Source organism: Proteus vulgaris (assembly GCF_011045815.1).
Classification (GTDB): Bacteria; Pseudomonadota; Gammaproteobacteria; order Enterobacterales; family Enterobacteriaceae; genus Proteus; species Proteus vulgaris_B.
In genome coordinates, this window is record NZ_CP047344.1 from 2,589,867 (window position 1) to 2,615,408 (window position 25,542).

Sequence of the window (25,542 nt, forward strand, 5' to 3'; positions counted from 1 at the left end):
AAAACCTAGAGAACACAGATTTTGACTACCGCAAATTCAATCTGACAAACAGTTAATTTTTTTCCTTTATCAGAGCTCTCTGCAATCACAATATCGATAGACTGTAAATATTTACGCCCTACTTCCTGAGCAAATTCAATTGAAGGCTCTATCAACAATATTGCACCTATAGCATCAAGTTTATTTGGGAAATCAACAGGTGAGGCTATTTCTGCTACAGATTTCATTTTACTTTCTGCTATTTCTTGCGCTTTATCTGTTGCAGCTTGATTAACTCTTATCTGCTTTTCACAAACACCACCGCCAGAATGAAGATAGATCATAATCAACTCGTAATATAAAAAAAGGTTGTCATCTTTATTATTCAAAGCTACAGCATAAAAGCCAGCTTATAAATAGAAAAATAACAACCTTATTTCAGCTTCACGCCTAAACAGCACGATATAACATAAAGTTACCAGCCATAAGAAACACCACCACCCACAACACCGCGATCTTCTGTATTCCATGAAGCTGAAACACGAATAATTGCACTTTCTGTTATTTGATACTGGGCGCCCGTTGCAAGTGCATTAGCATCTCGATAATTACCAACCCCCACACCTAAACTAAAAGTGTGAGCCGTCACATAGGGAATATTCGCCATAGCTGCAACGGAAGCAATACCCGCACTTGCTCTCTTATCTGCCTTATCAATTTTATTATCCATATTTTTCAGTGCAACATCGTTATCAATAAAGATGTTCTTAATTTTATTATTGGTATACTCATTCGCAATAGAGATAGAGTCATGTTTTGATCTTTCGATATATTCCTTCAACGATTCATCTCTCTCACTAATAATGTTATTAGTGATATTAATATACTCATTTCCCTTTTGAGTAATATACTTCTCACGCTCCTTTGTTATTTTTTCATTATTTTTACCAATAAGTCCCTCCATTCCCGATGCTATTTTACTAATTTCTATATCCGTATAACTATTAGCACTTTTTTCTGATGCTTTAACTTTCCCTTCTGTTGATATCGTAATTTCATCTCTAACATTACCAATGTGCTCAACTATTTTTACATCCTGCTCATTAATTTTAAAATCAGTATACTCTTTACCACTATTTTCAATTTCAATAAATCTATCATTTGTATAATTTTTAATATTATTTTCAGACTCACTAATTTTATTATTAGTATGCTCTTCTATTCCTTTTTTTATATCATTGACTTTATTATCAGTATAAGATTCCACACCAGCTTTCATTTCTGAAAGCTTATCTTCGGTATAAAGATAAAATTCATTTTTTTCTTCATTAAGATAATTAATAATAGTACCTTGATGTTCTTTTATTTTACTATCGGTATATTGATTCGATTTTTTATTTGCATCATCAGCTAATACCTTTGCTTTAGATTCACTTTGTTTTAATACAGCTTCACTTGCTTTAGAAATATCATTTTGTATTACTTTATTATTTTCATTTATTTGAGTTGTGGTTGCTTTGAGTAAAGCATTTTTTTCTTGCTCAATTTTATCATTAATGACAATATTATTGTCATTAATACGCTTATCAGTTTCAATTAGAATATTATTTTTCTCTTCTTTCAGTTGAGAAACGTTCACAGCATCTGTATCTTGTGTTCCTGCTGCAACATTAATAATTTGTCGTTGATTTGTATCACTCCCTATCGATAGCGTATTATCTCGATTATTACTGCTTTTATCGCCTAATATAATTGCGTTATTCGCTGTTCCTGTTGACTTACTTCCAATAATCACAGAATTATCTGCACTATTAGAAAGACGGCTACCGCTTCCTAAAATAACACCATTTTCAGCATTATTTATTGCACCTTTTCCTATACTAATGGCGTCTTTATTTTCACTATATGCCTGAGAGCCAATAGAAAGAGATCCTTCACCAATTGCCATAGCACCACTTCCTAATGACAATGCATTATCACCAATTGCTGTACTTTTATGTCCAATTGCAGTTGCGTTGTTCCCTTCAGCACCCGCATTAGCACCAATTGCTGTTGATTGGTCTGAATGTGCCCACGTATTATATCCAACTGCTGTCGACTCATTACCATCTGCTTTACTATTTCCACCTAATAAAGTGGTATTATTGGCATGAGAAAATGTAGATGAAAATAATATAATGGCCAATAATTTTATTTTAAAACTGATATTACAAATCATATTCATATCACTCCATAATTAATAAACTCATATATAGAGTAATATGTATTTTATTTTTTACACATTATATATTTTACAAAAAAATTAATTACCTTAGGATACTCCATTGTAAATGAATAATAACTTTATCATATAATTATAATATAAATAAAAAAGTAAATTACTACTTTTGTATTTTTAAAACAAAATCAATCACTAAAGAAAAAAGACAAATAATAAAAACACAAGAAATAATCAGCATGTTAAAAAGAAGAATAAATTTAATAAAATTAAAATGTTTTAAATTTTGAGATGAAGATCAAATAATAATAACGTTATTTTTTTATATTTTAATAGTATCATAAATCTATATTACAAAAATAACTAAGTAAAAACCCCTAAATATTTTTATATTTAGGGGTCTATGTTTATTCAATAAAATTTGCTTCTGCGATTAATAATTTATCAATTGAGGACTGACATAAATAAGGCCTAAGCGCTTCAAATTTCTTCTCTGACCATTGATAAATTTTTAACAATAAAAGTTGCTCAATCACATTTGGATCAAAACGATATTTAAGATGTTTTGCTGGTGTTCCACCTACAATGCTATAAGGTTCCACATCTTTGGAAACAACACTATTAGCAGCGACAATAGCCCCTTCACCAACAGTGACCCCAGGCATTATCATTGCACGCATTCCTATCCATGCACCATCCTGAATATGAGTATCACCTTTACCTATATAAGCTTCTTCAATTTTATCCATAAAAGGATAAAGTGAGAACCAATCGAGACGATGGGTATGATTTCCGCCCATTAATATAACGGCTTGTGCACCAATACAAACATAATCACCGATATATAATTTATCAATTTCCCATAATGGTTTCCATTGCAAGCTAATTTCATCACCATAAAGATAGCGCACAACCGAAGCTTCAAAACCCTCATCCCAACAATCACTGTAATAGCTATGTTGTCCTTTAATGATAATGTTTTTATTTTTTACTGTTTCATGCAGATATTCTACACGTGACCAATGCTTATTTTTCATAATATGACTCGCTATAAATTAATGAGTCATCAAAGAATGCTTAATTCTCTGATGATGTGTTCGCATTCAAAACACATCGTCTTAAGCAATCCTAGGTTGAAGCAATAAAGGATTTATTTTCATTTTACTTTATGATCCGATCTCATTATTCAATAAGCTTACACTACTACTATTCTCTGTCATGATAAGCTTTATTGATGAAAAAACCACGGATAATCTACATAACATTTATGACTATCCATGGCTTAAAAAATAACTATTTAAAAAAATCTTTACTACCATGAGGCGCACAACGTAAATATTGAGGTGCAACTTTTATGGTTTGTTTCAGTTTTTCTGCCGCATGCCAAGGCCAACGAGGATCGTATAAAATGCCTCGACCTAATGCAATAAAGTCAGCTTGCTCTGTTAATAAAATAGCTTCAGCTTGTTCTGGCTCAGTAATAAGTCCAACCGTAATAACTGGCAATTGTGTTTCATTATAAATAGCCTGAGCAAATGGCACTTGATAATTAGGGCCTAGTTTAATATTTTGCTTATCAGATAAACCACCTGAAGAAACATGAATATAGTGGCAACCTAATTCTTCGAGGTGTTGTGTTAAAGCAACTGTGCTTTCAAGATCCCAGCCACCGTCAACCCAATCTGTTGCAGAAATCCTCACACCAATACAAACATTATCAGAAACAGCATTTTTCACACCAACAAAAACATCTACTAATAACCGACTACGATTATTAAAATCGCCACCATATTGATCTGTTCTATCATTTGATAATGGGGATAAGAATTCATGCAATAAATATCCATGAGCACCATGAATTTCAATAACATCAAAACCCGCTGATTCTGCTCTTTTCGCCGCATCAATAAAGGATTGTTTTATCTCTTCAATTTCTTCAATCGTCAGAGCATGAGGCAGATGGTTTTTTCCAAAAGGAATTGCTGAAGGTGCAACTTTTTGCCAACCATGAGGAGAATCTGGTGCTAATGATACACCACCATTCCAAGGTAAATCGGTTGATGCTTTACGTCCTGCATGGGCGATTTGTATACCAATTTTAGCAGAGGAATATTGCTTAATATTATCAACCAATTTTTTTAATTCACAGCCATGCTGATCAGACCAAATACCTAAATCTTTATAGCTAATACGACCTCTCGATTCAACGGCAGTTGCTTCCACAATCACAAGCGAAGCACCTGATAATGCAAGCTGCCCATAATGCATAGTGTGCCATGTCGTCGGATAACCATCTTGTGCCGAATATTGGCACATAGGCGCAACAATAATACGATTATCTAACTGATGGGGGCCTAATTTTTTAGGGGAGAACAACAAACTCATATAAAGCCTCCTGCTACCAATAAGAATTTATGCAAAGAAAATTACTTTGCTTATAAATAAATGGATTTAATATACAAGTTTAAGGCTATCGGATCTTATCCATCAAGGCGATGCTCTACTTCACATTGTGATGATAAATACTCTATTTCTTAGTTATTATTTATTCTGACTTAAACCTTATAGTTATTAAAAAATGTAAGAGTTACTCAATAAACTATTACGTTATTTTAATCTTCTACAATGTCATAAGATATTATTTGAAAAAATAAAACAAGAAATGAGTGGAATGAAAAAGATCAGCACCGAACGCTGATCTTTTTCTAATTAGTTATTCGATTTTGCAGGCTTAACCAGTAACAGAGAGAAACGTCTTGCGATAGGCAATACAAATAAGACTGTTGGAAAAGCAATCATCCAAGAGATCCCCCAAGAGCTTAACCATGGGGAGATAACATACATACCCATTCCTAACGATTTGATGGTGCTAATAAAAGCAACAATACCTGACATAATAAAAGAAAGGAAAAAAGGAACAAGAAAAACCATTGCTCGGGTAGGTAGTTTAGGAATACCTAAAAAGTAATTTTTGTCATGAAAAGACATAATGAAAGACTCCAATAATACGATTGTACAACGGCACATAACTGCCAATACAACAGGCTAAAAATAAGTTATATGCGTTGATTAACGTAAACGCTTACGAGTCTTATTGACCAAACTGTAGGCTAGTTTATTAATAAATATTTTTTTGTCAACTAAATTATTCTATTCTCGCCTAGGTAGTAAATAACTTAAGATAAATATACGTTGCTTTTATTTTATATAAATTTTATTTATATAATTAGATAATTAAAAATAATAAAAATGAGAAAACATTATCTTGTTTTCTCATCCTTTTTTACCAATCTCTTGTTGCAATTAATTCTTCTATATCAGCATCTTTAAAACCATATTCATCAGCAATAATACCAAAATCTTCGGCAATACACTCTCTTGCAACAGTTTCAATATCACTACCTTCTTCACAAAAAGCCTCAGCAAGATCATTAAATTGATCTGTTGTTTCTTGAGTTAAAACATAAAGTTCTGATAACTTTTTAGGTGAAGTTGCTTCAATTTTCAAACACAATGTTTTAAGTAAATCTTGTCCTTTTTTTACAAGGTGAGCAGGATAATATTCATCATTTTCCATCTCTTTTAAAAAAGGGTATGAAGCTAAGACTGAATTTTTAATCATGGTGAAATCCTATTTAAGTGTATTTACCTTAATGACATAAAATACATGTCCTTTTTCTGGTAAAAGTATATTACCTTCTTTAATTAAATGATTCATTTCTGTTACACTTAATTTATACAACTTTAAGAGTGAATAGAAAATAGGCAATAAAGTAAAATGACTAAAAAAATACGAATGATTTTTCTTGTTTTGACTATTGCTTTACTTTCTTTTTTTATTTTTAATACCTATTTTAAGTACTCCCCCTTAGCAACATGGAAATTTTATGGCAGTAATGATGAATACATTACAGGCCATTACTATCCACCAGCCAAAGACAGTGCAACAGACCTCATAATTTCAATTCCAGAAGTTCCAGAAAAAAACGGTTTGAAAATAACAAAATGGGATGGTTGTCATTTAAAATTAAACAACGATAACAAAATATTGGATATCTCTTATTTTACAGATGGACTCGTTCAAGCCTCATTTTCCACAGATAATCCAATTTATATACCTCTAATAGAACTTAATTTTTATCAGCCTGATGATATGCATTGGTCGATAACACGTTTAACTGATAACACTTATAAGGGCTGGATCTGGGATAATGTCGCTAATCAATTAATTTCTGTGCATTACCAATCTGATAGAAAAACATTAATTAAAGGCACTAGTTATACACTGATGCCTGGTAGTTATTGGTTATTTCAGCGTTGGGACGATGAAGTATTAGTGGAAGAATACAACTTAGGTGATTTACCAGCAAAAGATAGCTTTATTCCTGAAAGTGATAAACAACGTCTAAAACACGCAAAAGCAGAATTTCAGAATATAGCGAGTGAATTAGCAAAACCGTTAAATTTACCATTTGATTTAAAATTATGGGATGACTCATTATGTGAATAATAACGGCCATGTGAAATGCTCCCAGAGGGATGGGAGCATTTCTGACACAGAATGATTTAATTTATACTAAATAACACCATCTAATTTCATATAAATTCCTTTTAATAAAATTTAAATTCCTTTTAAAATACGGAGTTCAACTGTAAGAGTATAGATGAATAGAGTAAATAATCTAAATCTAATAAAATGTTGCACAACAGGGATATAATAATCCTATTATTTTATTTCAATAAAACAATAAAGCATCATTTTAATAGACATATTAATCAATGAAATTATTTTTTTATATTTACATTATCTCAAATACACTGCCACATTTAATTATTCTTAATTAAAGTTATATTTTATTTAAAAATAACAAGTATCTTAGATAAATCATTTAAGTTAACTTAGCATAATAACATGGTAATATACTGGTTATAGAAAATAAAAAACAACGATTCTATCTTAATTCGTTTTTAAAAATTAACATTAAATGCCTTGGAATGAAGAAATATAAAATAAGATTATCTAGACACTCCATTTATAATAATACTTTCTTTTTAAAGTCTCTTATTTTTAGTAAAAAAACATATTAAATAAATTTTTATCTTACATTAAGAGTTCATTAATCAAACCTAATTTTACATTTTATTATATTGCTCAATTTTTATTTGGCTCTTATACTTTCTTTAGACGATTTTAGATAGGTATTATTATGAATATTTTATTGGTTGAAGACGATTTACAACTCGGTAAAGCGCTTTGTCGTGGGCTTGAAATTGCCGGTTTTCACCCATGTTGGGTTAGGTTACTTGCTGATGCTCGTGTTCAGCTGAGTCAGCGCCCTTTTGATTTAATGCTATTAGATTTGGGTCTACCTGATGGTGACGGGCAAGATGAGCTTATTGCACTTAGAAAGAATGGTGAAAAAATTCCGATCATCATTTTAACGGCCCGAACTCAAATCGACAATTTAGTACAAACATTAGATTCAGGGGCTGATGATTTTTTACCAAAGCCTTTTGCTATGCCTGAACTTATTTCCCGTGTAAAAGCAGTTAGCCGTAGAATGGCTGGTTTTTCATCACAAATATGGTCTATTGGGGATTTACAGCTTAATCCAGCAAACCATCAAGTCACCTTAAATGACGAACTACTTTTATTATCAGGTAAAGAATATCAGTTGCTATACGAATTAATGCGTAATACTGACAATGTAGTGCGTAAATCCGAGTTAGAACAACGCTTATTTGGTCTAGATGATAAAATTGAAAGTAATTCACTTGAAGTCCACATGCATAATTTACGTAGAAAAATAGGAAAAGAGCGAATTATCACGGTGCGTGGTGTGGGTTATTTATTAAAAAAAGAAGCTAACTAAATGAAGATCCGTTCTTTCTTTATTTACACCATTGTTCTTCAAATTATCTCTATTGTTATGCTTTGGGGCGTATGGTTAGCTTGGATACAATTTGATTATCTTGCTGAATTTGAAAAAATTTATAATAAACAGCAAGAAATTATTGCTGAGGGTTTTGCTAATACTCTAGAGAGTGTTGCTGACCAACCTGAAGTACTCAAAGAAATTGCACATAACTTACAAGGTATGTACATCGACGCTATGCTTAATGGTGAAGATGATGAATTACAATATTTACCTTGGTTTATCGCCTTAGATGAAAATAATACCCTAATTTATACTAATCGCCCTGAATTACCTATACCAACCAGAGTGCTTTCATTAGCGTCAGAAAAAGTCTCTGTTGCGGGAGAAAAATGGATACTCTCTTTTAGTTGGGGAGAAAAACGCAAAATAAAAGTGTTTATTGGTGAATCCGTTGAAGATAGGGGCCATGTTATAGGTAACCCTGTTGAAGGAACATTTGTGCCCTTTCTGTTTATTCTAGCAACGGTTATTTTTGCTATTTTAATTACAGCTTATTTTAGTTTACGCCCGTTAAGACAAGCTGCAGAACTTATTTCTAATCGTAAACCTCGTAACTTAACGCCCATTAATGTCGGTCAACAATTTAAAGAGATACGTCCAATCTTTAAAGAATTAAACCAGCTAATGGCAAGAATTGATGCAGCGAATATTCGTGAGAAACAATTTATGGCAGATGCTGCCCATGAATTAAGAACACCTATTGCAGCGGTTATTGCTCAATTACATTTACTCTCTTTAGTCGATGATCAACATGAACGCGAAGAAATTATTGATGATATGAAACAATCGCTTGATAGAGCCGCGGCTCTTTCTCATCAATTAATTGATTTAGCCCGATTAGAATGTGATGATTTTCCACTTAAAATAGAAACTCTTGATATCTATAACATCATTGGTAATGCAATAGCACAACGTGTTCCATATGCAATTAGTAAAAATATCGAATTATCACTAAATGAAGGGTATCCATTGCCCCTTAAAACTGATAAACAGGCATTACTCTCTATATTTAATAATCTACTTGATAATGCTATTAAATATTGTCCTAAAGGTAGCCAAGTAGAAGTCACTATTGAAAATAGGTATGCAGAAGGGATTAACATTTTTGTACGTGACGATGGACCTGGGGTGGCAAAAGAACATATTAACGCCCTTTTTTCACGTTTTTATCGTGTTCCTGGTTCAAATGAAACTGGTAGTGGCTTGGGGTTATCTATTGCACAAAATCTTGCTAATAAAATTCAAGCCTCATTAATTGTGACTGAAGGACTTAATAATAGAGGTATTGGTTTTATTATCACACTACCATTAGAAATCAAATTATCAGAAAATGATTAATCGTCTGTTGATTAAAAAACTATTAGAAAGGAGGCATTAATGCCTCCTTTCTCTTTTATCATCGTAACGTTAATTGTTGGTTTATTCCCAAAGCTTTATTAGCCAACGTAACCCAGCAGTCACTATTGCTGCACTAAGCACAATCATAATAAATGGCTTTTTTTTCCAAGTTAAAACTCCCGCTACCCCAACACCAATAATTTTTGATATATCAGCAAGCTGATCGCCATCAAAAAATGTTGAGGTCGTTGCCACTGAAAATAAAATAACAATTGCTGATAATGAAAGTATCTCTTTTACACGAGGCGAAATACCGGACCTATTGTTAAGTAATATTCCGGAAAGACGCATAGCATATGTGCCAACAGCAAGAATAACAATTCCTGTAATAATAGATACTGTGGACATTATATTCTCCTTAACACAAATAACACGCCAACTAATGACAATAAAACAGGTATCCCTACAGGTAAAAATAACGTTGTTATAAGAGCAATGACACTACCAATAATCGCAGCATTACGTGTTAGTTTATTTTTTAATGCTGGCAAACTTAATGCCAAGATAATAGCGGGGAACATCGCATCTAACCCTAACATCTTAATATCAACAATAAATGATCCTAAATAAACACCTATCATGGTTCCTAAAGGCCAAACAAGTAAAATGCTCAACCCACATGCCCAAAATGCAAGTTTATTCTGTTCAGCTGTGCGTTGAGATAAGCCAAATACAACACTTTCATCATTTAATATATGAAAGCCTAATAATGATTTAAGTCCTTTTCCGGGTAAATCTTTTACAGCCATACTGAAGGGAATATGTCGTGCATTAACCATTAATCCAGCAAGCGCTGCATAAATTGCACTTCCTCCCATCGCCACTACACCAATAAAAAGAAACTCAGAAGCACCAGCCAAAACGAAAATGGATAACACTAATGGCACCCAAAAATCAAACCCTTGTGTATGAGCTAAAGCACCATAAGAGATACCAACAATACCATCTGCTAATGAAACAAGCAGAATGTCTCTAAGTACGTTATTATCAAGCCGACTGTTAATTTGCATAAAATGTCGTATTTTTTATTGAACATATCGTTCATTATGTTGAACGATCTATTTTTTTGCAAGATGATTTTAAAGGAAGCTATGATGTCATCGCCTTGTGCGCCTATTGAAATTATTTCTCAGGCCCTTGCCCGAGAGAGAAAAAAAGCAGGCCTTTCGCTTGCTGAAATTGCAAGACGAGCAGGTGTTGCAAAATCCACATTATCTCAATTAGAAGCAGGCCAAGGAAACCCGAGTATTGAAACACTTTGGGCGATTTGTGTTGCATTAAATATTCCGTTTTCTCAACTTATTTCAGCACCACAACCTGAAGTCAAAGTTATTCGCAAAGGTGATGGTTTTAAAATTAGTGCAGAAAAAGCGTATTACCATGCTTTTTTACTTTCATCCTGCCCTATGGGGGCAAAACGCGATATATATACCGTAATTGCTCAACCGGGAAAAGATAGGGTGTCAGATCCTCACAGTAAAAATGTGACTGAACACATTATTATTATTAGTGGTAGTGCAATGGTGGGAACGATAGATAATCAACAAGAATTGCAACCTGGTGATTATATTTGCTATCCCGGTGATGTTACTCATATATTCCGGGCTTTAGAACCAGATACAACCGCTGTAATGATTATTGAACATCATAATTAATACAATGAATAATAAATTTACCGCACTGTTATATTGCAATAAAAATCTAAAAACAGTGCGATAAATTTTATTAAGTATATTTGTCTATTCAATTATTTTTTAAGTGCTTTATCAAGGTAGATCTCACGTAGACGTTGAGACAAATGCCCAACTTCCCCCTGATTTATCTCTTCATTATCGATTGAAATTACAGGCCAAATTAACGTGGTAGCCGAGCTAATAAAAGCTTCTTTTGCTTTTTTAGCTTCATCAAGTGTAAATAAACGCTCAATGACTTTAAGCTCTTCTTCTTGCGCTAATTGAATAATTGCTTGGCGCGTAATCCCCGGTAAAATATCCTGACTCAGCGGTCGTGTAATAATTTCATTATTATGATTTACAATAAAAAAATTACTTGAACTACCTTCCGTTATATAGCCATTTTTTATTAAAATAGCATCATCAGCACCTTGTTGATGTGCATAATTTTTCGCTAAACACGCGGCTAATAATGCAACGGTTTTAATATCACAACGCTGCCAGCGAATATCGTCAACACTAACTACTGAAATACCTTTTTTGGCATTGGGATGATTAATTACGGTGGAGTGTTGAACGAAGGCAACAATTGTAGGAGGAATAGATGAAGACGGAAAATCAAAAAAGCGAGATGAATCAGTACCTCGGGTTATTTGTAAATAAATAAGCCCTTCATGAAGATGATTGCTTTCAATAAGCTTCTGATGAATATCGATTAATTGCAATTTCGTGATAGGAAGGGATAATCCTAATTCTTTGCACGAACGCTGTAAACGTTGGAAATGCTCGTCAAAGTCAATGAGTTGACTATCAATAACTGCGGTAACTTCATAAACTGCGTCTGCAAATAAAAAACCACGGTCAAAAACAGATATTTTAGCCTGCTCTTTAGGTACAAACTGATTATTTAAATACACAACATCAGACATTTTACCTCCGTTATAACTTTTATTAACATTTTACCTTAGCCACTACCTTACTCCTTCAATTTTATATTTCAAAGGTGATTTATCACCTTCTCTACCTCTTTTTAATTATAGTTTTATTTAAAGAAGTCATGTTATATAAGCAAAAATTGCTATAATTTAACTTATGTCCAAAATATAAGCATAAAGAGGTTACTATGTTAGATATTAATAAAAATAATTTATCTCAGCTAACAGAGAAACTGGTTAAAAGACAATGTACCTTAATGAATATTATCGCTACATTGGGCTTTATTGCAGGTTTTATCTGTATTATTAACCCTCTCTCTTCAGGTGTTGTTATCAGTGTATTACTCGGTATCGTTTTCTTTGCCTGTGCAATATCCAGTATTATTGGTGGCTTCAATTCTCAAGTCTCTTCAGGCTGGTCAATGCTCATCACTTTATTAGCGGGTTTTATTTATCTTTTACTTGGCTATATTTTTATTACCGATCCGCTAAACGGTATGCTTAGCCTAGCTTTTTTTATCGGTTTTCTCTTTATTTTTGCAGGGATATTGCGCCTAAATATCGGCTTCAAACAAATCAAAGATAATTTTTATGGTTGGTTTAATATCTTGGTAGGTTTTTTAGATCTCGTTATCGCCTATTTTCTACTTGCGTTTGGGCCTGAAACATCCGTAGCTCTAGTAATGGCATTGATTGGTATACAGCTTATTTTAAGCTCACTCACTATTTTATCGATAACTAGTGCAATAAAAAGAATGACTCGCCAATAGGTTATAAAATAATAATATTCCTATCAGTTTTTGCTAAGCAAAGAGCCACATCATGTGGCTCTTGAGTAGAAACTAGAATGGATTTGTATTAAGCACAAGGTAAACGCAGAGATACCGTATACATATTTTCTCCGCAGAGGTAACAATTTCCTGTTTTTTCAAAGACCATCACCTGAATACCGAGTTGCCCTACTTCAATATTAGGCAATGCATCAGCCAAAATACTTTCTAATGCAGGCTCAATGATTTCAACCATATTAATAGGGTCGTTATTAGGAGTTGTATCGTGCAAGAAATTCCCTAAACGAGGATCATCAGCGTAGATTTCTAATGTTGAGCGATATACCAACGTTCTTTCACTACTATTTACCTTAGAATAACCATTAAAGATGATAACCATTTTTTGGATATTCATTTTCGCTACACGGTTTTTAATTTGTAAACATAAGGAAGGAACAAGCCTAATATTGACGGAATTAAAGTAGCGATCACAAATCTGCGGAATAGTGACACTAATGCAAGGTTTTGGCGCAATATTTTTAATTTGCTTACTACATTCCCCTGTTAAAGAGTTATCAACAATAATACGCTCACGTCGAGAAAAACAGATATTATCGAAGATATCAACCGTAAAGAAAGAAATATAATGAATGCCATTTGTTAATGACTGATTTTCTAATCTCACAGAAACTGCTGATTTATCAGTACATGGCAACATCTTAAGTTGATCATTAAAATAAAATCCAACTTGTGTGCTTTCACTGATGTCACGACCTAAAATTAGATTTGCGTTAACGCAATAATTTTCACTATGGTAGCTGAGAATACCATTTAATGTTGCAGGCACTTTAGGAGAAGGTAATTTCTCCGTTGTCATTTCAACATAATAATCTCTTGATTTAATTGGCTTCGTTGGTTCTTCGCTATTTTCAGTTTCAGCATAGAATATAGCAACTTGTTTAGGTTCACTATTTTTAAATTTGACTTTAAAGTTTGCAATACCGTATTTGTTAGTTTTGCCAATATTGATTTTCTCGCCATCAGCATTATAAATTTCTGGCTCAACAGCTAATGTACTATTATCTACATCGTAAACTAATTTGATCTCTTTATTTTGAACATCCTCACCTTCTTTATCTTGAAGATGTACTACAAAACTTTTAGATATACTTTCCCACTGACTTGGCCATTGCATAGATTCTGAACGTATTGTCAGCAAGTCATCAAATTTTTCACAATGAGTCGATGAACAGTCGGTATTAGGATTGGGTTTAGGTGGAGTAACACGAATTTGTATCGGCGTTGCGTAATAAACAATATTTTCATCATCTTCATCTTTTAAAATTAATTGTAATGACGCCACACCACTTCGATTGCCCGTTAACGAGATCTCTGTTTTGCTGTCATCTACTATCGTAATGTAGACATCTTTGTTATTTGGCAAAATTAAAATGCCTTTTGGGCTTGTACGCCATTCAGCCAAACGTAGATTAATTCCCGTGACAACCACTTCATATTTGATAACTCGATTCATTTTGACTTCGTTATCAGGATCATCAGGAGATGATTTTATCTGATTGAATTTAATTTCCACATCAGAATCAATAACGGCTTGAGCATGAGCACCATATACAGGAGGTGTCAGTGCTATTGCACCTTTCTCACCTTGTAAGATTTTTTGTAAACGTTCTTCTTTTGTTTCGATATTCATTGAGTGATTTCCTTTCTTTTTTCGATTCCATTTTTAGCTTAAAGCAAAAAAGACAAGTGAAAATCACAATAGAAAAAAGTCAACTGAGCATTGTTAACAAAAAGAAATAAAAAAACTTAATAAACAATAAGATAAAAAACTTACCAATAAGACACCACTGATTAAATAAGCAAAAAATGCCTTTTGCATAAAAAATAATTTAAAATTTAAAATATTTTTGCATAAAGCTATTGACTGTTATGAGAATGTGATTAAAATCAATCTTAGAAAATATTTGTGACGTAAATCACATTTTATTAATAGGATACTTAATATGAAATCAATGACTTCTTTTATTACTCACTTGCACCAAGTTGTTGTACAATTATCATCAACTCGTTTACTGTAATTATTTGATTTAAAATAATAAACAGCTCAAAGTCAGAAATAGCCCCCTCATCGCAAAAAAGACTATTTCTGGCTTTTATTCTATCTATTTTCTTTTTCCTCACCTTAATTACTCGCGCACCTTTCGTAACAAAAAATTCACCTCTTTGAACTAAGATCTCTTTTCTGTACTCTTAATACACAATACATATTAACTATGAGGATATTTTATGCAGCAGCAACTGCTTACATGGATACGTCAATTCAATGAAGAATACGCTCAAGTCGCTTCTTTATTACTCGTTTTAGCCATTATTTTTCTTGTTGCCCTTGTTCTTCATTTTATTTTACACAAATTAGTCCTACCTCGAATTTCGAGCGCCATCAATCAATATGACCAAAAGTGGCAAGTTTCATTAGAAATAAACAAACTATTTAGTCGTTTTGCTTTTTTAATCCAAGGTGTCGTTGTTAATATCCAAGCACTTGTTTGGATGGGGTCAGGTAAAACACAAGAAATCCTCACCACCAGCGCACAAGCTTGGTGTTTAATTTTCGGCTTATTGATGCTTTTCTCTATTATGGATCTCTGTATGCAGATCATGAGAAATTCATCCTCCTTTGGCCGATTACCATTAAAAGGTATTTTTCAAAGCTTAAAACTCGTCGCCTCTGTACTGATTGGGATAATGATTATTTCCCTACTTATTGGCAAATCGCCTCTTATTTTACTTAGTGGTTTAGGCGCCATGACGGCTGTATTAATGTTGGTGTTTAAAGATCCTATTATGGGATTAGTCGCCGGCATTCAATTATCTGCAAACAACATGATAAGCCTTGGTGACTGGCTAGAAATGCCTAAATATGGTGCTGATGGTGCCGTCATTGATATCAGTTTAACAACCGTGAAAGTGCGTAATTGGGATAATACGGTTACGACCATTCCAACTTATTCTCTGATTTCAGATTCCTTTAAAAACTGGCAAGCAATGACAAAATCAGGAGGACGTCGCATTAAACGAAGCCTTGCTCTTGATATTAATAGCATTCATTTTTTAGATAAAAAACAACTTGATGATCTAGAAAAGGCTCATTTATTAGCTCCTTATATCAAAAATAAGGAAAGTGAGATTAATCAATTCAATGCGACTTTAGGCAATGAATGTCAAACACCATTAAATCAACGGGGCATGACCAACATCGGAACCTTCCGTGCATATGTTGAAGCTTATTTAAAAAATCACCCTAATGTTCATAAGCAAATGACAATTATGGTAAGACAATTAGCCCCAACCTCTGATGGGCTTCCTATTGAAATTTATGCGTTTACCAACACTACTATTTGGGTACAATACGAGGCGATTCAATCGGATATTTTTGATCATATTTTTGCTACTTTACCCCAATTTGGTTTAAGGGTGCACCAATCACCAACAGGAAATGATGTAAGAGCACTGAGATTTCCTGTAGAGAATAATCAGCAATAAATCATTTTTTATCGAAAATCAGAAAGGAGATAAACTCTCCTTTTTGATTTTTTGTATTAACAAATATTTTTAATTTTTTATTTTGTTATCATGTTAACAATCTTGTTTTATTATAATGTACTAAAAATCGATATGTTATTTTTTATATATCGATTGATTGTTAAATCCTATTTATTTGATATTTTATTTACCACTAAAGTGGTATTTATCAAAAAATGTAACCATTTGTTTAATAATTATTTTTTTAGATAACCTTATTAACATTTTTTATATTGATATAAATCATTATAGGTAGAAGGGTTATAACTTAACATATATATACAACTTTACTTGTTGTGAAAAATGTTAGGGTAATGTCAATGTCAAAAATTAAAAATAATACGTCTATTACTGAAATGAGTCGGCGTGGATTCATTCAGTCAGCAGCAGTTATTTCTGGTGCTGCCGCTGTTGCAGGAACGGTTTCATTACCATTCGCTGCTAATGCTCAAACCCCCCAGGGTATTCGTCCTGATGAAACTTCAGAAACTATCAAATACAGCGCATGCTTAGTGAACTGTGGTAGCCGTTGTCCATTAAAAGTTCATGTGAAAGATGGTGTTATTCGTCGTATTTCTAATGAAACTATGTATGACGATTCAACATTCGGTCTTCACCAAATTCGTCCTTGTCTGCGTGGTCGTTCTGTTCGTTGGAAAACCTACAACCCAGACCGTTTAAAATATCCAATGAAGCGTGTTGGTAAACGTGGTGAAGGTAAATTTGAACGTATTTCTTGGGATGAAGCGACATCAATCATCGCCGAAAAATTAAAATACACAATTGAAAAGTATGGTAATGAAGCAATTTATTATCAATACGGTACAGGCTCTACTGGCGCAAACTTACACGGTAGAACCGCATGTAAACGTTTATTAAGCACTGTAGGTGGCTTTTTAAGTGACTACGGTACTTATTCTTACTCTCAATTAACAGGTATCGTTCCTTATGTTTATGGCGATATGTTGGAATCTCTGTTAACAGAAATTGAGAATTCAGATCTCGTTGTAATGTTTGGTCATAACCTTGCAGAAACACGTATGTCAGGTGGTGGTCAGTTCTATGAAACGCTGAATGCGTTAGATAAGAGCAAAAGTAAAGTTATCATTATCGACCCTCGTCGTACTGACAGTGTGACAACACTGGGTGCAGAGTGGATACCGATTTATCCAGGTACCGATGCCGCATTAGTTGCAGCATTAGGCTATGTGATGATCCAAGAAGGTATCACCGATGAAGATTTCTTACGTGAATATTGCGTCGGTTGGGATAAACAAACACTTCCAGCATCAGCACCTGAAAATGGCTCTTATAAAGATTATATTTTAGGTAATGGTCCTGATGGTATTGCTAAAACCCCTGAATGGGCAAGCAAACTAACCGGTATTTCTGTTGCGCGTATTATTCAATTAGCACGTGAAATTGGTAATGCAAAAGCCGCATGGATCTCTCAAGGTTGGGGTATTCAACGTACTACCAATGGCGAACAAGCCTGCCGTTCTATTATGATGTTGCCATTAATGTCTGGTCATATTGGCCGTCCAGGTACAAATACCGGCTGTTGGGGCGGTAACGTTGCTTATCCTGTAGCAAGCTTTGCACTTCCTAACCCAGTAAAAACGCTGATCCCAACATTTATGTGGTCTGAAGCGATTGCACGTGGCGAGGAATTAACGAGTAAAAATGCAGGTGTTAGAAATAAAGATAAACTCGATACTGGCATTAAATTTATGTGGTGTTATTCCAGTAACGTGATTGGTAACCAACATGCTGATCTAAATAAAACCCATGATTTACTGCAAGATGAATCAAAATGTGAGTTTATTTTAGTGTGGGATAACCACATGACACCTTCTGCAAAATACGCAGATATTCTACTACCAGATGTGACAACAGTCGAAACAAACGATCTTATCAATAACTCTTACGCAAGTGGTGCTTACCACTATGTTGTCCGATTACAAAATGCGATTAAACCGCTTTGGGAAAACCGCCCTTGCTATGATGTCTTAACCGATATTGCAGAAAAAATGGGTACTAAAGCGCAATTTACAGAAGGTCGGACTTACGAAGAGTGGATTGAGTATTGCTATAACCAAATGCGTGAGAAAAACCCTGCATTGCCTACTTTTGCAGAAACCAATGATATGGGAATTATCGATCGTAAATTACCTAATCGTAATCAATACGTAGCACTTGAAGCATTCCGTCAAGATCCTATCGCTAATCCATTAAAAACAGCGTCAGGTAAGATTGAAATTTATTCTGAAAAATTAATGCAAGATACTGAAGGCTGGGTTTTACCTGAAGGCGACCGTATTCCTGCTATTCCAGAATATTGTAAGAATGAAGAAGGTGTTGAAAACGTTAAGCTTAAAGAGAAATTCCCTCTGCAAATGACGGGTTTCCACGATAAAGGTCACGTCCACTCAAGCTATTATAACGTTGCCATGTTACGTGAAGCTATCCCACATCAATTCTGGATAAACCCAATTGATGCGCAAGAACGCGGATTAAAATCAGGCGATATCGCTGAAATTTATAACGGACGTGGTCGCTTAAATATTCTTGTCAAAGTTACTGATCGTGTATTACCTGGTGTGATTGCAGTACCGCAAGGTGCATGGCGTTCACTTGATACAACAGGTGTAGATACTGGTGGATGTATTAATACATTAACAAGCTGGCACCCATCGCCGTTTGCTAAAGGAAATCCGCAACATACAAACCTTGTTGAAGTGAAACGTGCATAAGGAGTTAACTCATGAAGCAATATGGTTTTTATTTTGACTCCACTAAATGCACTGGCTGTAAAACATGTCAAGTCAGTTGCAAGGATGAAAAAGATTTAGATTTAGGCCCTAAATTCCGCCGTGTTTATGAATATGGCGGTGGTAGCTGGGCAAAACAAGACGGGATCTGGACACAAAATATCTATAGTTATTATTTATCCATTTCTTGTAACCATTGTTCAAACCCTACTTGCGTTGCAGGTTGCCCAACTGGTGCTATGCATAAACGTGAAGAAGATGGTTTAGTGGTTGTTAATCAAGATATTTGTGTTGGTTGCCGTTATTGCGAATTGCGTTGCCCTTATGGTGCGCCACAATTCGATGAGAAGAAAAAACTCATGTCTAAGTGTGATGGTTGCTATGAACGTGTAGCACAAGGCATGAAACCGGTTTGTGTTGAGTCTTGTCCTCAACGCGCACTTGATTTTGATGATATTGAAGTGATCAGAGCGAAACATGGCACAGAGTGCGGTATTGCACCAATGCCAGATCCAAGCCTGACTAATCCAAATATCGTTATCAAAGCACACAAAGAAGCAAAACCTTCTGGTGATAAAACCGGCTCAGTTCAAAATGCGGCGGAGGTATAAACCATGCATGAACTTCCTCTAGTCTTTTTTACTGTTTTAGGTTCTTCAGCAGCAGGCCTGTTTCTTATTGCTTATATCAGTAAAAAATTAGGTCAGATTGATGATAACCAACTGCGTAATGCCAATATTTTAGCCTTAGTCTTAACATTAATTGGCTTAGGTATTGGTGGGCTACACGTTGGTCAACCACTGCGTTTTTTCAATATGCTCTTAGGTGTTGGCCGTTCTCCAATGAGTAACGAAGCCTTTCTAAGTGGTGTGTTTACGGGATTTGCTTTTGCAACTGTCGCACTCACTATAATGAAAAAATGGAAAGGATTACGTGAAATTTGTAATCTGCTTACCGTTGTTTTTGGTTTAGCTTTTGTTTGGTCAATCCCTCAGGTTTACCACATTCCAACTATTGCTAACTGGAATACAGATTACACCACCTTGCAATTTTGGATGACCCTCTTAGTGGGTGGCGGTGTACTGGCAATGGCAACAGGTGCAAGACGTTTAGGCGCATTATCCTTTATTATCGGTGCTATTATCACTTTTGCTACACGCTCAGGTTATGTGAGCTTCCTTGGCTTTACAGGCCCTCAACTGAGTGCTGACCAATCTCTTTTCTGGGGATTCCAATTAGCGGTATTAGCATTGGGTATTATTATCGTAGGATTTACTGCCCTAAAAGCACAGGCATCAAAAATGACACTAGTCACTTGTGCTGCTGCGGTAATTATTGCTGAATTATCAGGCCGTATCGCTTTCTATAACTTATGGCATATTACAATGTGACCTCGATTTTATGGCTGATTAATCAGCCATAAAAAAGAAACAAAAATGCATACCTAGGTATGCATTTTTTTTAGAATGAAGAGCCAGGTTGCTGTAAAAATTCTAATTCTTCAGGTGTTGATGTACGGCCTAAGATTTGATTACGGTGAGGATAACGGCCATATTTATCGATAATTTCTTTATGTCGTAGTTCATATTGATACGTATTTTCGTCATTAAGTTGAGAAAATAATACAACGGCATCTTGGTGTATTTTAGGTGATTCTGAATGCATAAATGGCATTATCATAAATTTACGCTTAACGGGGGTTAGCGTCAGATATTCAGGTAAACGAATAGCTTCTTGCGCTAAAATTAAAGCCATATTATCTTGTGCAAAGGCTTTTGGCGTATCACGCCAAATATTACGTGAAAATTGGTCAAGGATAATTATTTCAGCTAAGCGCCCTTCTATAGTTTCACGCCATGACGCAAGTTCACCACGACTTGCACTTAAACATAATTCACCAAACCTACGGTTAATTTCTTTATCAAACTGCAGATCTTTTTTAAACCATTGCTCTGGTGTGCACTCTTCAAACCAAAACGTCAAAGTTGATTGATAAGGGATCATAAAAACCACCACGCTAATTGTTTATTAATCAAAACAGCGTTTATTTTCATCAAAATAAACGTCATTGACGGGTTACTACTTTGGTAAGTTACCATTTTAATATAATAACGGCTATTAATCCCTATCCAAAACAGACATAAAAATAAATCCCCTTTAAAAATTGAAAAGGGGATTTAAAATGCTTCCTAGCTAACGCTTAAATCCATTAAGTCGCGCCATCCATAAGCTAATTTATCTACAAGTATGTATAAAATGGCATTCATTCCATTTGTTACATTCTGTTGATATTATGATGAAATATAATTAACCCGCACATTTTACAAACATATAGTTTATCTCTGCATCACTACCGTGCCTTAAAAATCATCATTTGAAAATTTCAATTTTTATAGTGAAGTCGCTAAAAAAGATCTATGCCTTCTTGTTTTATTTTTTAGTAAGCATCAGTTCAAGACAATAAAGATTGTTATAAATAATAAGTTAAATCAATCCACTACATTTCATTATTTTAATTTTTTGGATTTAATCTTGTTATTATCTTGTATGTTCACCCCAAAAGAAACCAGCGATCAAAAGTGAGATGAATGTTTAAAATTTGCACATTAGTAATGACATTTATCGAAAAGTTTGCCCTATTCCTCTGTTTCTTTAACAATTTTGGAGTACAATTACCACAGTCTATTTACTGAATGATTCGTTATGTCTGCTATCTCTGTTATTGGAATAAGCTACCTTATTGGCGCTGTGTTCTCGTTTATTATTACTTTCTTTTTAACTAAAGATCCCAGCGTTGCTATGCGCCTTTTAAGTGCATTATTAATCGCTTTAACTTGGCCTCTTAGTTTTCCGATGGCTCTTATTTTCTCTATTTTTAGTTGATTTTTTTAAATTAAGCTTAATAACAATAGTTATATTCTATTCAATTAGTCTTTTAACTATTTATTATTCTATTTTTAAATAAATAGATTAATAGTTTTATAAAAATAACATTTTTAGCTTAGATTTTTGCTCAAAAAGACTATCTAATTACTCGTTCACCCTTTCTAAATAAAAATATTTCTCCTTAGATATCAATGAGTTAAAATTAACTATTTGTTTTATTAACGATGACGTCTTATTTTTAAACCTAGATAATGATAAATATTTTTATAAATTTACAATCACCAATGAATTCATTACAGTATCTTATGTAAATTTATTAAATACCCGTATTGTTTTATATCACCAATTATAATTTTTTAATTAGAGTTAAAATATGTTTAGCGAAAATGTCATTACAGATATTATCTATTGGATTGAAGAAAATTTAGAGAAAGATCTAAAACTTGAAAATGTTTCACAAAAATCAGGATATTCTAAATGGCATCTTCAACGCATGTTTAAAGAACAAACAGGGCTTACATTAGCCTCTTATATTCGAGCTAGACGTCTTTCTTGCGCGGCGGTTGAATTACGCTTACAAAGAACCCCCCTTCTTGATATTGCATTAAAATATCGGTTTGATTCTCAACAAACATTCTCAAGAGCGTTTAAAAAGCTGTTCAATATGACGCCTTATAATTATCGTAGAAAAGAAAATTGGTTAGCACACGGCTTTACCTTGCCATTAAGAAAATTTAAGGGTTTTAACTTAGATATTGAAATCGTTACAATTAATTCCCTTTCACTAATAGGAATAGAACATATTTATAAAGCTAATGTTATTGACTGGAATTTCATTACTGAAAAACCACGTGAATTCTATTGGGAAAATTTTTTTAAAACAGCAAATTACAAATATGATCGTGTTTTTGCTACACATAATATTTTATCAAAAAACAATAATGAATTAACGGTAAAATATGCCACGATGATAGAAAATAAATCTGATTTTTATAATCCAAATTTTACTAATCAAGCTAAAATTGAGAATGTGAAATATTTAAAATTTAGTATTCCTGAAGAATTATTAAAACTCGATTATAAAGACATTATTTATAATATTTATGGTATTTTACTTAAAAAATTAAATGTACCAAGAAAGAAAGGATTAGCTGATATTGAGGAATATATTTTTAAAGATAAGTATGTAATTGAACACCTTATAGCTCAACCAAGCACTCTGCTAAAAGACGTTAATTATTACATTCCAGTTGAGATCGCAGAACAACGCGAATGTAAAACACAAGCATAGTTTTTATATTTTAATAATAAGCCACCTACTTAAGATGGCTTTTATTGTATAAAACAAAAAATAACTTCAAGATCGTCTTCATCAAGGTTTTCAATACAACCACTTTTAATAAATCCTAACTGAAGCAGTAAATTTTTCATTTTAGTATTGGATTGATTCGTTGATGTAAACAATTTATCTGTTGTTAGTTGTTCTTGAAAAAATAAGATCAATGCTTTGCCATAGCCTTTTCCGCGCTGATCGTGAGCTATCATCACAAGTTCAATAAATGGATAACCAAAAAAGTGAGAATGGATCACCCCATAACCCACTACCTCTGCGTTAACTTCAATAAGATAAATAGATTGGCTAGATAGCCAAGCTTTAATTTCTTCAATACGTGAAGAATTTTTTTGAGCATAAGAGTCTAACTCAATAAGCGCAGAAAGGTGATGGTGTGTGGCAAGGGTGATTTTCATGGTATTTTTAATAGTGATCGTGGGATAGCATTATACTACTAAGTCTGTTGATATAATGTAAGCACTCATAATCATGACAGATAGCTGACACTTCGTCATAACTATGTCTATAAAAAGGCACCTGTACATACAATAAGATCACCCACTATTAATGCACTCTTGGCGAATATAATCCTGTAAACCTAAAATGATCTGTTCTGACTGCGCAATTCGTTCTCTGAGTAACCAATAATTTCGGATAGCGGAGTCAGTAGGTCTGGCGGCGTTTGCATCATCCAAGCCGGTGGTGGAAGTGGCAGAGACTTTTGGACATTCGGCATTGATGTACACCCGCTTAGGATTGTGTTCACTAAGATCACGCAACTGAGCAATTTCTTTTTTTGCATGAGTAAGTTCCTGTAAACGGCGACTATCCAGCTGATTAAGTCGATTAATTCTTAATTGATATTCTTTATTCTCGGCAATTTGTTGAATAAGAGATTGATAAATATCATCGTATTCATTTTTCAAAGATTTATTTTTATCAATCAACCAAACCAATCCTGTACCTAGGCATAAAATAACTATTACCATTATTCTAGATAAAGAAATCATAATAATAACCAAGCATCTTCAAAGACTTTTTCAGAATAGGGTTGGTAACCAAGTTCAATATTAACAATTGCTATTGCTAAAGGAATAATGATATTTTTTAATTGTGTATTAATAGGAGTGTCAATTTCGATACCTATTTCTTTTGAAGTACGACTAATATAGCCTATTGTGTTATTTTCGTTAGGCGGAGCATAACGATTGATAATGGTTTTAATCGTACTTAAGCCATATTTTTTTTGGTACGTTTGCAATAATTTGTAAATGGCTCGTATTCCATACTCAGATGAAATAAATTGGCAAAAGTCTTTATCTGTTTGTTCAGCAGATAACCCTTGCCATTTCGAACCATGTCGGATATTACCAGGGTTATTATTACGCTCACCTCGCGCTATTTTAGCCATTTTTAACTCCTGCTCTTCCTTTTAGAAGTTTACTCACGGAATCTACTCCGATATAACCAATAAATACACTGGCTAAATAAGCAAACTCATGATTAATATTAAATAAAATTAGAATATCTTTAATGAACCAAGCAAACATTGCACACATCAGCCCATCTATAGAGGTTTGTTTCCATCCTCCGCCGTTATATAAACCTCGAAGAATAGCCATTCCTCCAGCTAGAGAGGCTGATATTCCTTGTTCTTTCATTGAAGAAAGGGCAATAAATATCTGTTCCCATAAATCTGGATTTTCTTTCATTGTTTCTCATGGCTTACCTCCAATAGGAGGAAATGTAATAAATAAGATACTCATCTGCCGTACTTAAATTTAAACGCGGTTTTAACATGAGTATGTTTATGTTTTATTTATCTAATTAGATAAATGGCGGATATAAAAAAAGACCACATTGTGGTCTTCAATTGACAATAAGCGTTAACAAATATTGTTACATTATATTCGTTAAGAAAATGCAGATACAAAAAAGCCTCACTTTAATAAACTGGGGTCAATTCATTAAGTGAGGCTTTTTATATTCTGTTGTGAGGTCTTTAGATACAAATCTCTCACTGTGGGGATAGTGTAT

The 25,542-nt window shown here is 33.7% G+C and carries 26 protein-coding genes; 11 read left to right on the plus strand and 15 right to left on the minus strand.

Going from position 1 to position 25,542, the window contains the following annotated elements:
- Positions 1-5: 5 nt before the first annotated feature.
- The 6 genes from GTH24_RS12325 to GTH24_RS12350 all read right to left on the minus strand — a co-directional run bounded on the left by GTH24_RS12325 (position 6) and on the right by GTH24_RS12350 (position 5,819).
- Positions 6-323, minus strand: coding sequence for a hypothetical protein (locus GTH24_RS12325; RefSeq protein WP_072068556.1), 318 nt, complete (start codon positions 321-323; stop codon positions 6-8).
- A 131-nt stretch (positions 324-454) separates the two neighbouring features.
- Positions 455-2,203: a YadA-like family protein gene (locus tag GTH24_RS12330; protein WP_241253955.1), complete on the minus strand. Its 1,749-nt coding sequence runs from the start codon at positions 2,201-2,203 to the stop codon at positions 455-457.
- 401 nt (positions 2,204-2,604) lie between these two features.
- Entirely contained in the window at positions 2,605-3,234 is a 630-nt protein-coding gene (locus GTH24_RS12335) for a CatB-related O-acetyltransferase (protein WP_115349997.1), read from the minus strand.
- 256 nt (positions 3,235-3,490) lie between these two features.
- Complete coding sequence (locus tag GTH24_RS12340) at positions 3,491-4,582, minus strand: NADH:flavin oxidoreductase/NADH oxidase (protein WP_072068558.1); 1,092 nt, start codon at positions 4,580-4,582, stop codon at positions 3,491-3,493.
- Positions 4,583-4,906: 324 nt separating this feature from the next.
- Complete coding sequence (locus GTH24_RS12345; protein WP_072068559.1) at positions 4,907-5,185, minus strand: DUF2798 domain-containing protein; 279 nt, start codon at positions 5,183-5,185, stop codon at positions 4,907-4,909.
- A gap of 295 nt (positions 5,186-5,480) precedes the next feature.
- Entirely contained in the window at positions 5,481-5,819 is a 339-nt protein-coding gene (locus tag GTH24_RS12350) for a DUF5713 family protein (protein ID WP_072068560.1), read from the minus strand.
- Positions 5,820-5,975: 156 nt separating this feature from the next.
- Between GTH24_RS12350 and GTH24_RS12355 the strand changes: the two genes are divergently transcribed.
- The 3 genes from GTH24_RS12355 (at position 5,976) to GTH24_RS12365 (ending at position 9,474) form a co-directional block, all read left to right on the plus strand.
- The gene (locus tag GTH24_RS12355) at positions 5,976-6,707 is read left to right on the plus strand and encodes a hypothetical protein (protein WP_072068561.1); all 732 of its coding nucleotides are present in this window, start codon (positions 5,976-5,978) and stop codon (positions 6,705-6,707) included.
- A 697-nt stretch (positions 6,708-7,404) separates the two neighbouring features.
- On the plus strand, positions 7,405-8,070 hold the full coding sequence (locus GTH24_RS12360; protein WP_115350000.1) for a response regulator: 666 nt from the start codon (positions 7,405-7,407) through the stop codon (positions 8,068-8,070).
- Positions 8,071-9,474, plus strand: a complete 1,404-nt coding sequence (locus GTH24_RS12365) for an ATP-binding protein (RefSeq protein ID WP_072068563.1) — start codon at positions 8,071-8,073, stop codon at positions 9,472-9,474.
- Between the two features lie 81 nt (positions 9,475-9,555).
- On the opposite strand, the gene GTH24_RS12370 is transcribed toward GTH24_RS12365, so the two are convergent.
- Both GTH24_RS12370 and GTH24_RS12375 read right to left on the minus strand, forming a co-directional pair.
- Complete coding sequence (locus GTH24_RS12370) at positions 9,556-9,885, minus strand: AzlD domain-containing protein (RefSeq protein WP_082151771.1); 330 nt, start codon at positions 9,883-9,885, stop codon at positions 9,556-9,558.
- Complete coding sequence (locus GTH24_RS12375; RefSeq protein ID WP_072068565.1) at positions 9,882-10,544, minus strand: AzlC family ABC transporter permease; 663 nt, start codon at positions 10,542-10,544, stop codon at positions 9,882-9,884. Before GTH24_RS12375 ends, GTH24_RS12370 begins: the two co-directional genes overlap by 4 nt.
- Before the next feature lie 84 nt (positions 10,545-10,628).
- On the opposite strand from GTH24_RS12375, the gene GTH24_RS12380 reads away from it, so the two are divergent.
- Positions 10,629-11,189 carry a helix-turn-helix domain-containing protein gene (locus tag GTH24_RS12380; protein WP_072068566.1) on the plus strand — a complete coding sequence of 187 codons (561 nt, stop codon included), beginning with the start codon at positions 10,629-10,631 and terminating at the stop codon, positions 11,187-11,189.
- A gap of 92 nt (positions 11,190-11,281) precedes the next feature.
- Here GTH24_RS12380 and GTH24_RS12385 read toward each other — a convergent pair whose 3' ends face one another.
- Positions 11,282-12,136, minus strand: coding sequence for a D-amino-acid transaminase (locus GTH24_RS12385; protein ID WP_115350004.1), 855 nt, complete (start codon positions 12,134-12,136; stop codon positions 11,282-11,284).
- A 194-nt stretch (positions 12,137-12,330) separates the two neighbouring features.
- Here GTH24_RS12385 and GTH24_RS12390 point away from each other — a divergent pair, with 194 nt between their 5' ends.
- Complete coding sequence (locus tag GTH24_RS12390; RefSeq protein ID WP_072068568.1) at positions 12,331-12,912, plus strand: HdeD family acid-resistance protein; 582 nt, start codon at positions 12,331-12,333, stop codon at positions 12,910-12,912.
- Positions 12,913-13,000: 88 nt separating this feature from the next.
- On the opposite strand, the gene GTH24_RS12395 is transcribed toward GTH24_RS12390, so the two are convergent.
- Positions 13,001-14,623 carry a hypothetical protein gene (locus tag GTH24_RS12395; RefSeq protein ID WP_072068569.1) on the minus strand — a complete coding sequence of 541 codons (1,623 nt, stop codon included), beginning with the start codon at positions 14,621-14,623 and terminating at the stop codon, positions 13,001-13,003.
- A 596-nt stretch (positions 14,624-15,219) separates the two neighbouring features.
- Here GTH24_RS12395 and GTH24_RS12400 point away from each other — a divergent pair.
- From GTH24_RS12400 to GTH24_RS12415, 4 genes are all read left to right on the plus strand, one after another.
- Positions 15,220-16,476: a mechanosensitive ion channel family protein gene (locus GTH24_RS12400; protein WP_164526467.1), complete on the plus strand. Its 1,257-nt coding sequence runs from the start codon at positions 15,220-15,222 to the stop codon at positions 16,474-16,476.
- Between the two features lie 359 nt (positions 16,477-16,835).
- Positions 16,836-19,268, plus strand: coding sequence for a DMSO/selenate family reductase complex A subunit (locus GTH24_RS12405; protein ID WP_164526468.1), 2,433 nt, complete (start codon positions 16,836-16,838; stop codon positions 19,266-19,268).
- 11 nt (positions 19,269-19,279) lie between these two features.
- A complete protein-coding gene (locus GTH24_RS12410) occupies positions 19,280-19,897 on the plus strand; it encodes a DMSO/selenate family reductase complex B subunit (protein ID WP_023581764.1) in 618 nt (205 codons plus the stop codon).
- Positions 19,898-19,900: 3 nt separating this feature from the next.
- Complete coding sequence (locus GTH24_RS12415) at positions 19,901-20,677, plus strand: dimethyl sulfoxide reductase anchor subunit family protein (protein ID WP_072068572.1); 777 nt, start codon at positions 19,901-19,903, stop codon at positions 20,675-20,677.
- 70 nt (positions 20,678-20,747) lie between these two features.
- Here the strand turns inward: GTH24_RS12415 and GTH24_RS12420 are convergent, their stop codons facing one another.
- Positions 20,748-21,290, minus strand: coding sequence for a DUF924 family protein (locus tag GTH24_RS12420; RefSeq protein WP_072068573.1), 543 nt, complete (start codon positions 21,288-21,290; stop codon positions 20,748-20,750).
- Positions 21,291-21,989: 699 nt separating this feature from the next.
- On the opposite strand from GTH24_RS12420, the gene GTH24_RS12425 reads away from it, so the two are divergent.
- Positions 21,990-22,169 (plus strand): GhoT/OrtT family toxin, encoded by a 180-nt coding sequence (locus GTH24_RS12425; protein ID WP_072068574.1) that lies wholly within the window; start codon positions 21,990-21,992, stop codon positions 22,167-22,169.
- A gap of 376 nt (positions 22,170-22,545) precedes the next feature.
- Complete coding sequence (locus GTH24_RS12430) at positions 22,546-23,463, plus strand: helix-turn-helix domain-containing protein (RefSeq protein WP_072068575.1); 918 nt, start codon at positions 22,546-22,548, stop codon at positions 23,461-23,463.
- A 41-nt stretch (positions 23,464-23,504) separates the two neighbouring features.
- Here the strand turns inward: GTH24_RS12430 and GTH24_RS12435 are convergent, their stop codons facing one another.
- The 4 genes from GTH24_RS12435 to GTH24_RS12450 all read right to left on the minus strand — a co-directional run bounded on the left by GTH24_RS12435 (position 23,505) and on the right by GTH24_RS12450 (position 25,217).
- Complete coding sequence (locus GTH24_RS12435; protein WP_164526469.1) at positions 23,505-23,921, minus strand: GNAT family N-acetyltransferase; 417 nt, start codon at positions 23,919-23,921, stop codon at positions 23,505-23,507.
- 138 nt (positions 23,922-24,059) lie between these two features.
- Positions 24,060-24,515, minus strand: a complete 456-nt coding sequence (locus GTH24_RS12440; protein WP_164526470.1) for a lysis protein — start codon at positions 24,513-24,515, stop codon at positions 24,060-24,062.
- On the minus strand, positions 24,512-24,916 hold the full coding sequence (locus tag GTH24_RS12445) for a structural protein (RefSeq protein ID WP_164526471.1): 405 nt from the start codon (positions 24,914-24,916) through the stop codon (positions 24,512-24,514). The genes GTH24_RS12440 and GTH24_RS12445 overlap by 4 nt, the downstream gene beginning before the upstream one ends.
- The gene (locus GTH24_RS12450; protein ID WP_072068579.1) at positions 24,909-25,217 is read right to left on the minus strand and encodes a phage holin, lambda family; all 309 of its coding nucleotides are present in this window, start codon (positions 25,215-25,217) and stop codon (positions 24,909-24,911) included. Before GTH24_RS12450 ends, GTH24_RS12445 begins: the two co-directional genes overlap by 8 nt.
- Positions 25,218-25,542: the final 325 nt, after the last annotated feature.

What these genes read in the sequence shown, in the direction of transcription:
- GTH24_RS12325 (WP_072068556.1), bottom strand. Translation starts at nt 323, where the DNA reads ATGATCTATCTTCATTCTGGCGGTGGTGTTTGTGAAAAGCAGATAAGA.
- GTH24_RS12330 (WP_241253955.1), bottom strand. Translation starts at nt 2,203, where the DNA reads ATGAATATGATTTGTAATATCAGTTTTAAAATAAAATTATTGGCCATT.
- GTH24_RS12335 (WP_115349997.1), bottom strand. Translation starts at nt 3,234, where the DNA reads ATGAAAAATAAGCATTGGTCACGTGTAGAATATCTGCATGAAACAGTA.
- GTH24_RS12340 (WP_072068558.1), bottom strand. Translation starts at nt 4,582, where the DNA reads ATGAGTTTGTTGTTCTCCCCTAAAAAATTAGGCCCCCATCAGTTAGAT.
- GTH24_RS12345 (WP_072068559.1), bottom strand. Translation starts at nt 5,185, where the DNA reads ATGTCTTTTCATGACAAAAATTACTTTTTAGGTATTCCTAAACTACCT.
- GTH24_RS12350 (WP_072068560.1), bottom strand. Translation starts at nt 5,819, where the DNA reads ATGATTAAAAATTCAGTCTTAGCTTCATACCCTTTTTTAAAAGAGATG.
- GTH24_RS12355 (WP_072068561.1), top strand. Translation starts at nt 5,976, where the DNA reads ATGACTAAAAAAATACGAATGATTTTTCTTGTTTTGACTATTGCTTTA.
- GTH24_RS12360 (WP_115350000.1), top strand. Translation starts at nt 7,405, where the DNA reads ATGAATATTTTATTGGTTGAAGACGATTTACAACTCGGTAAAGCGCTT.
- GTH24_RS12365 (WP_072068563.1), top strand. Translation starts at nt 8,071, where the DNA reads ATGAAGATCCGTTCTTTCTTTATTTACACCATTGTTCTTCAAATTATC.
- GTH24_RS12375 (WP_072068565.1), bottom strand. Translation starts at nt 10,544, where the DNA reads ATGCAAATTAACAGTCGGCTTGATAATAACGTACTTAGAGACATTCTG.
- GTH24_RS12380 (WP_072068566.1), top strand. Translation starts at nt 10,629, where the DNA reads ATGTCATCGCCTTGTGCGCCTATTGAAATTATTTCTCAGGCCCTTGCC.
- GTH24_RS12385 (WP_115350004.1), bottom strand. Translation starts at nt 12,136, where the DNA reads ATGTCTGATGTTGTGTATTTAAATAATCAGTTTGTACCTAAAGAGCAG.
- GTH24_RS12390 (WP_072068568.1), top strand. Translation starts at nt 12,331, where the DNA reads ATGTTAGATATTAATAAAAATAATTTATCTCAGCTAACAGAGAAACTG.
- GTH24_RS12395 (WP_072068569.1), bottom strand. Translation starts at nt 14,623, where the DNA reads ATGAATATCGAAACAAAAGAAGAACGTTTACAAAAAATCTTACAAGGT.
- GTH24_RS12400 (WP_164526467.1), top strand. Translation starts at nt 15,220, where the DNA reads ATGCAGCAGCAACTGCTTACATGGATACGTCAATTCAATGAAGAATAC.
- GTH24_RS12405 (WP_164526468.1), top strand. Translation starts at nt 16,836, where the DNA reads ATGTCAAAAATTAAAAATAATACGTCTATTACTGAAATGAGTCGGCGT.
- GTH24_RS12410 (WP_023581764.1), top strand. Translation starts at nt 19,280, where the DNA reads ATGAAGCAATATGGTTTTTATTTTGACTCCACTAAATGCACTGGCTGT.
- GTH24_RS12415 (WP_072068572.1), top strand. Translation starts at nt 19,901, where the DNA reads ATGCATGAACTTCCTCTAGTCTTTTTTACTGTTTTAGGTTCTTCAGCA.
- GTH24_RS12420 (WP_072068573.1), bottom strand. Translation starts at nt 21,290, where the DNA reads ATGATCCCTTATCAATCAACTTTGACGTTTTGGTTTGAAGAGTGCACA.
- GTH24_RS12425 (WP_072068574.1), top strand. Translation starts at nt 21,990, where the DNA reads ATGTCTGCTATCTCTGTTATTGGAATAAGCTACCTTATTGGCGCTGTG.
- GTH24_RS12430 (WP_072068575.1), top strand. Translation starts at nt 22,546, where the DNA reads ATGTTTAGCGAAAATGTCATTACAGATATTATCTATTGGATTGAAGAA.
- GTH24_RS12435 (WP_164526469.1), bottom strand. Translation starts at nt 23,921, where the DNA reads ATGAAAATCACCCTTGCCACACACCATCACCTTTCTGCGCTTATTGAG.
- GTH24_RS12440 (WP_164526470.1), bottom strand. Translation starts at nt 24,515, where the DNA reads ATGATTTCTTTATCTAGAATAATGGTAATAGTTATTTTATGCCTAGGT.
- GTH24_RS12445 (WP_164526471.1), bottom strand. Translation starts at nt 24,916, where the DNA reads ATGGCTAAAATAGCGCGAGGTGAGCGTAATAATAACCCTGGTAATATC.
- GTH24_RS12450 (WP_072068579.1), bottom strand. Translation starts at nt 25,217, where the DNA reads ATGAAAGAAAATCCAGATTTATGGGAACAGATATTTATTGCCCTTTCT.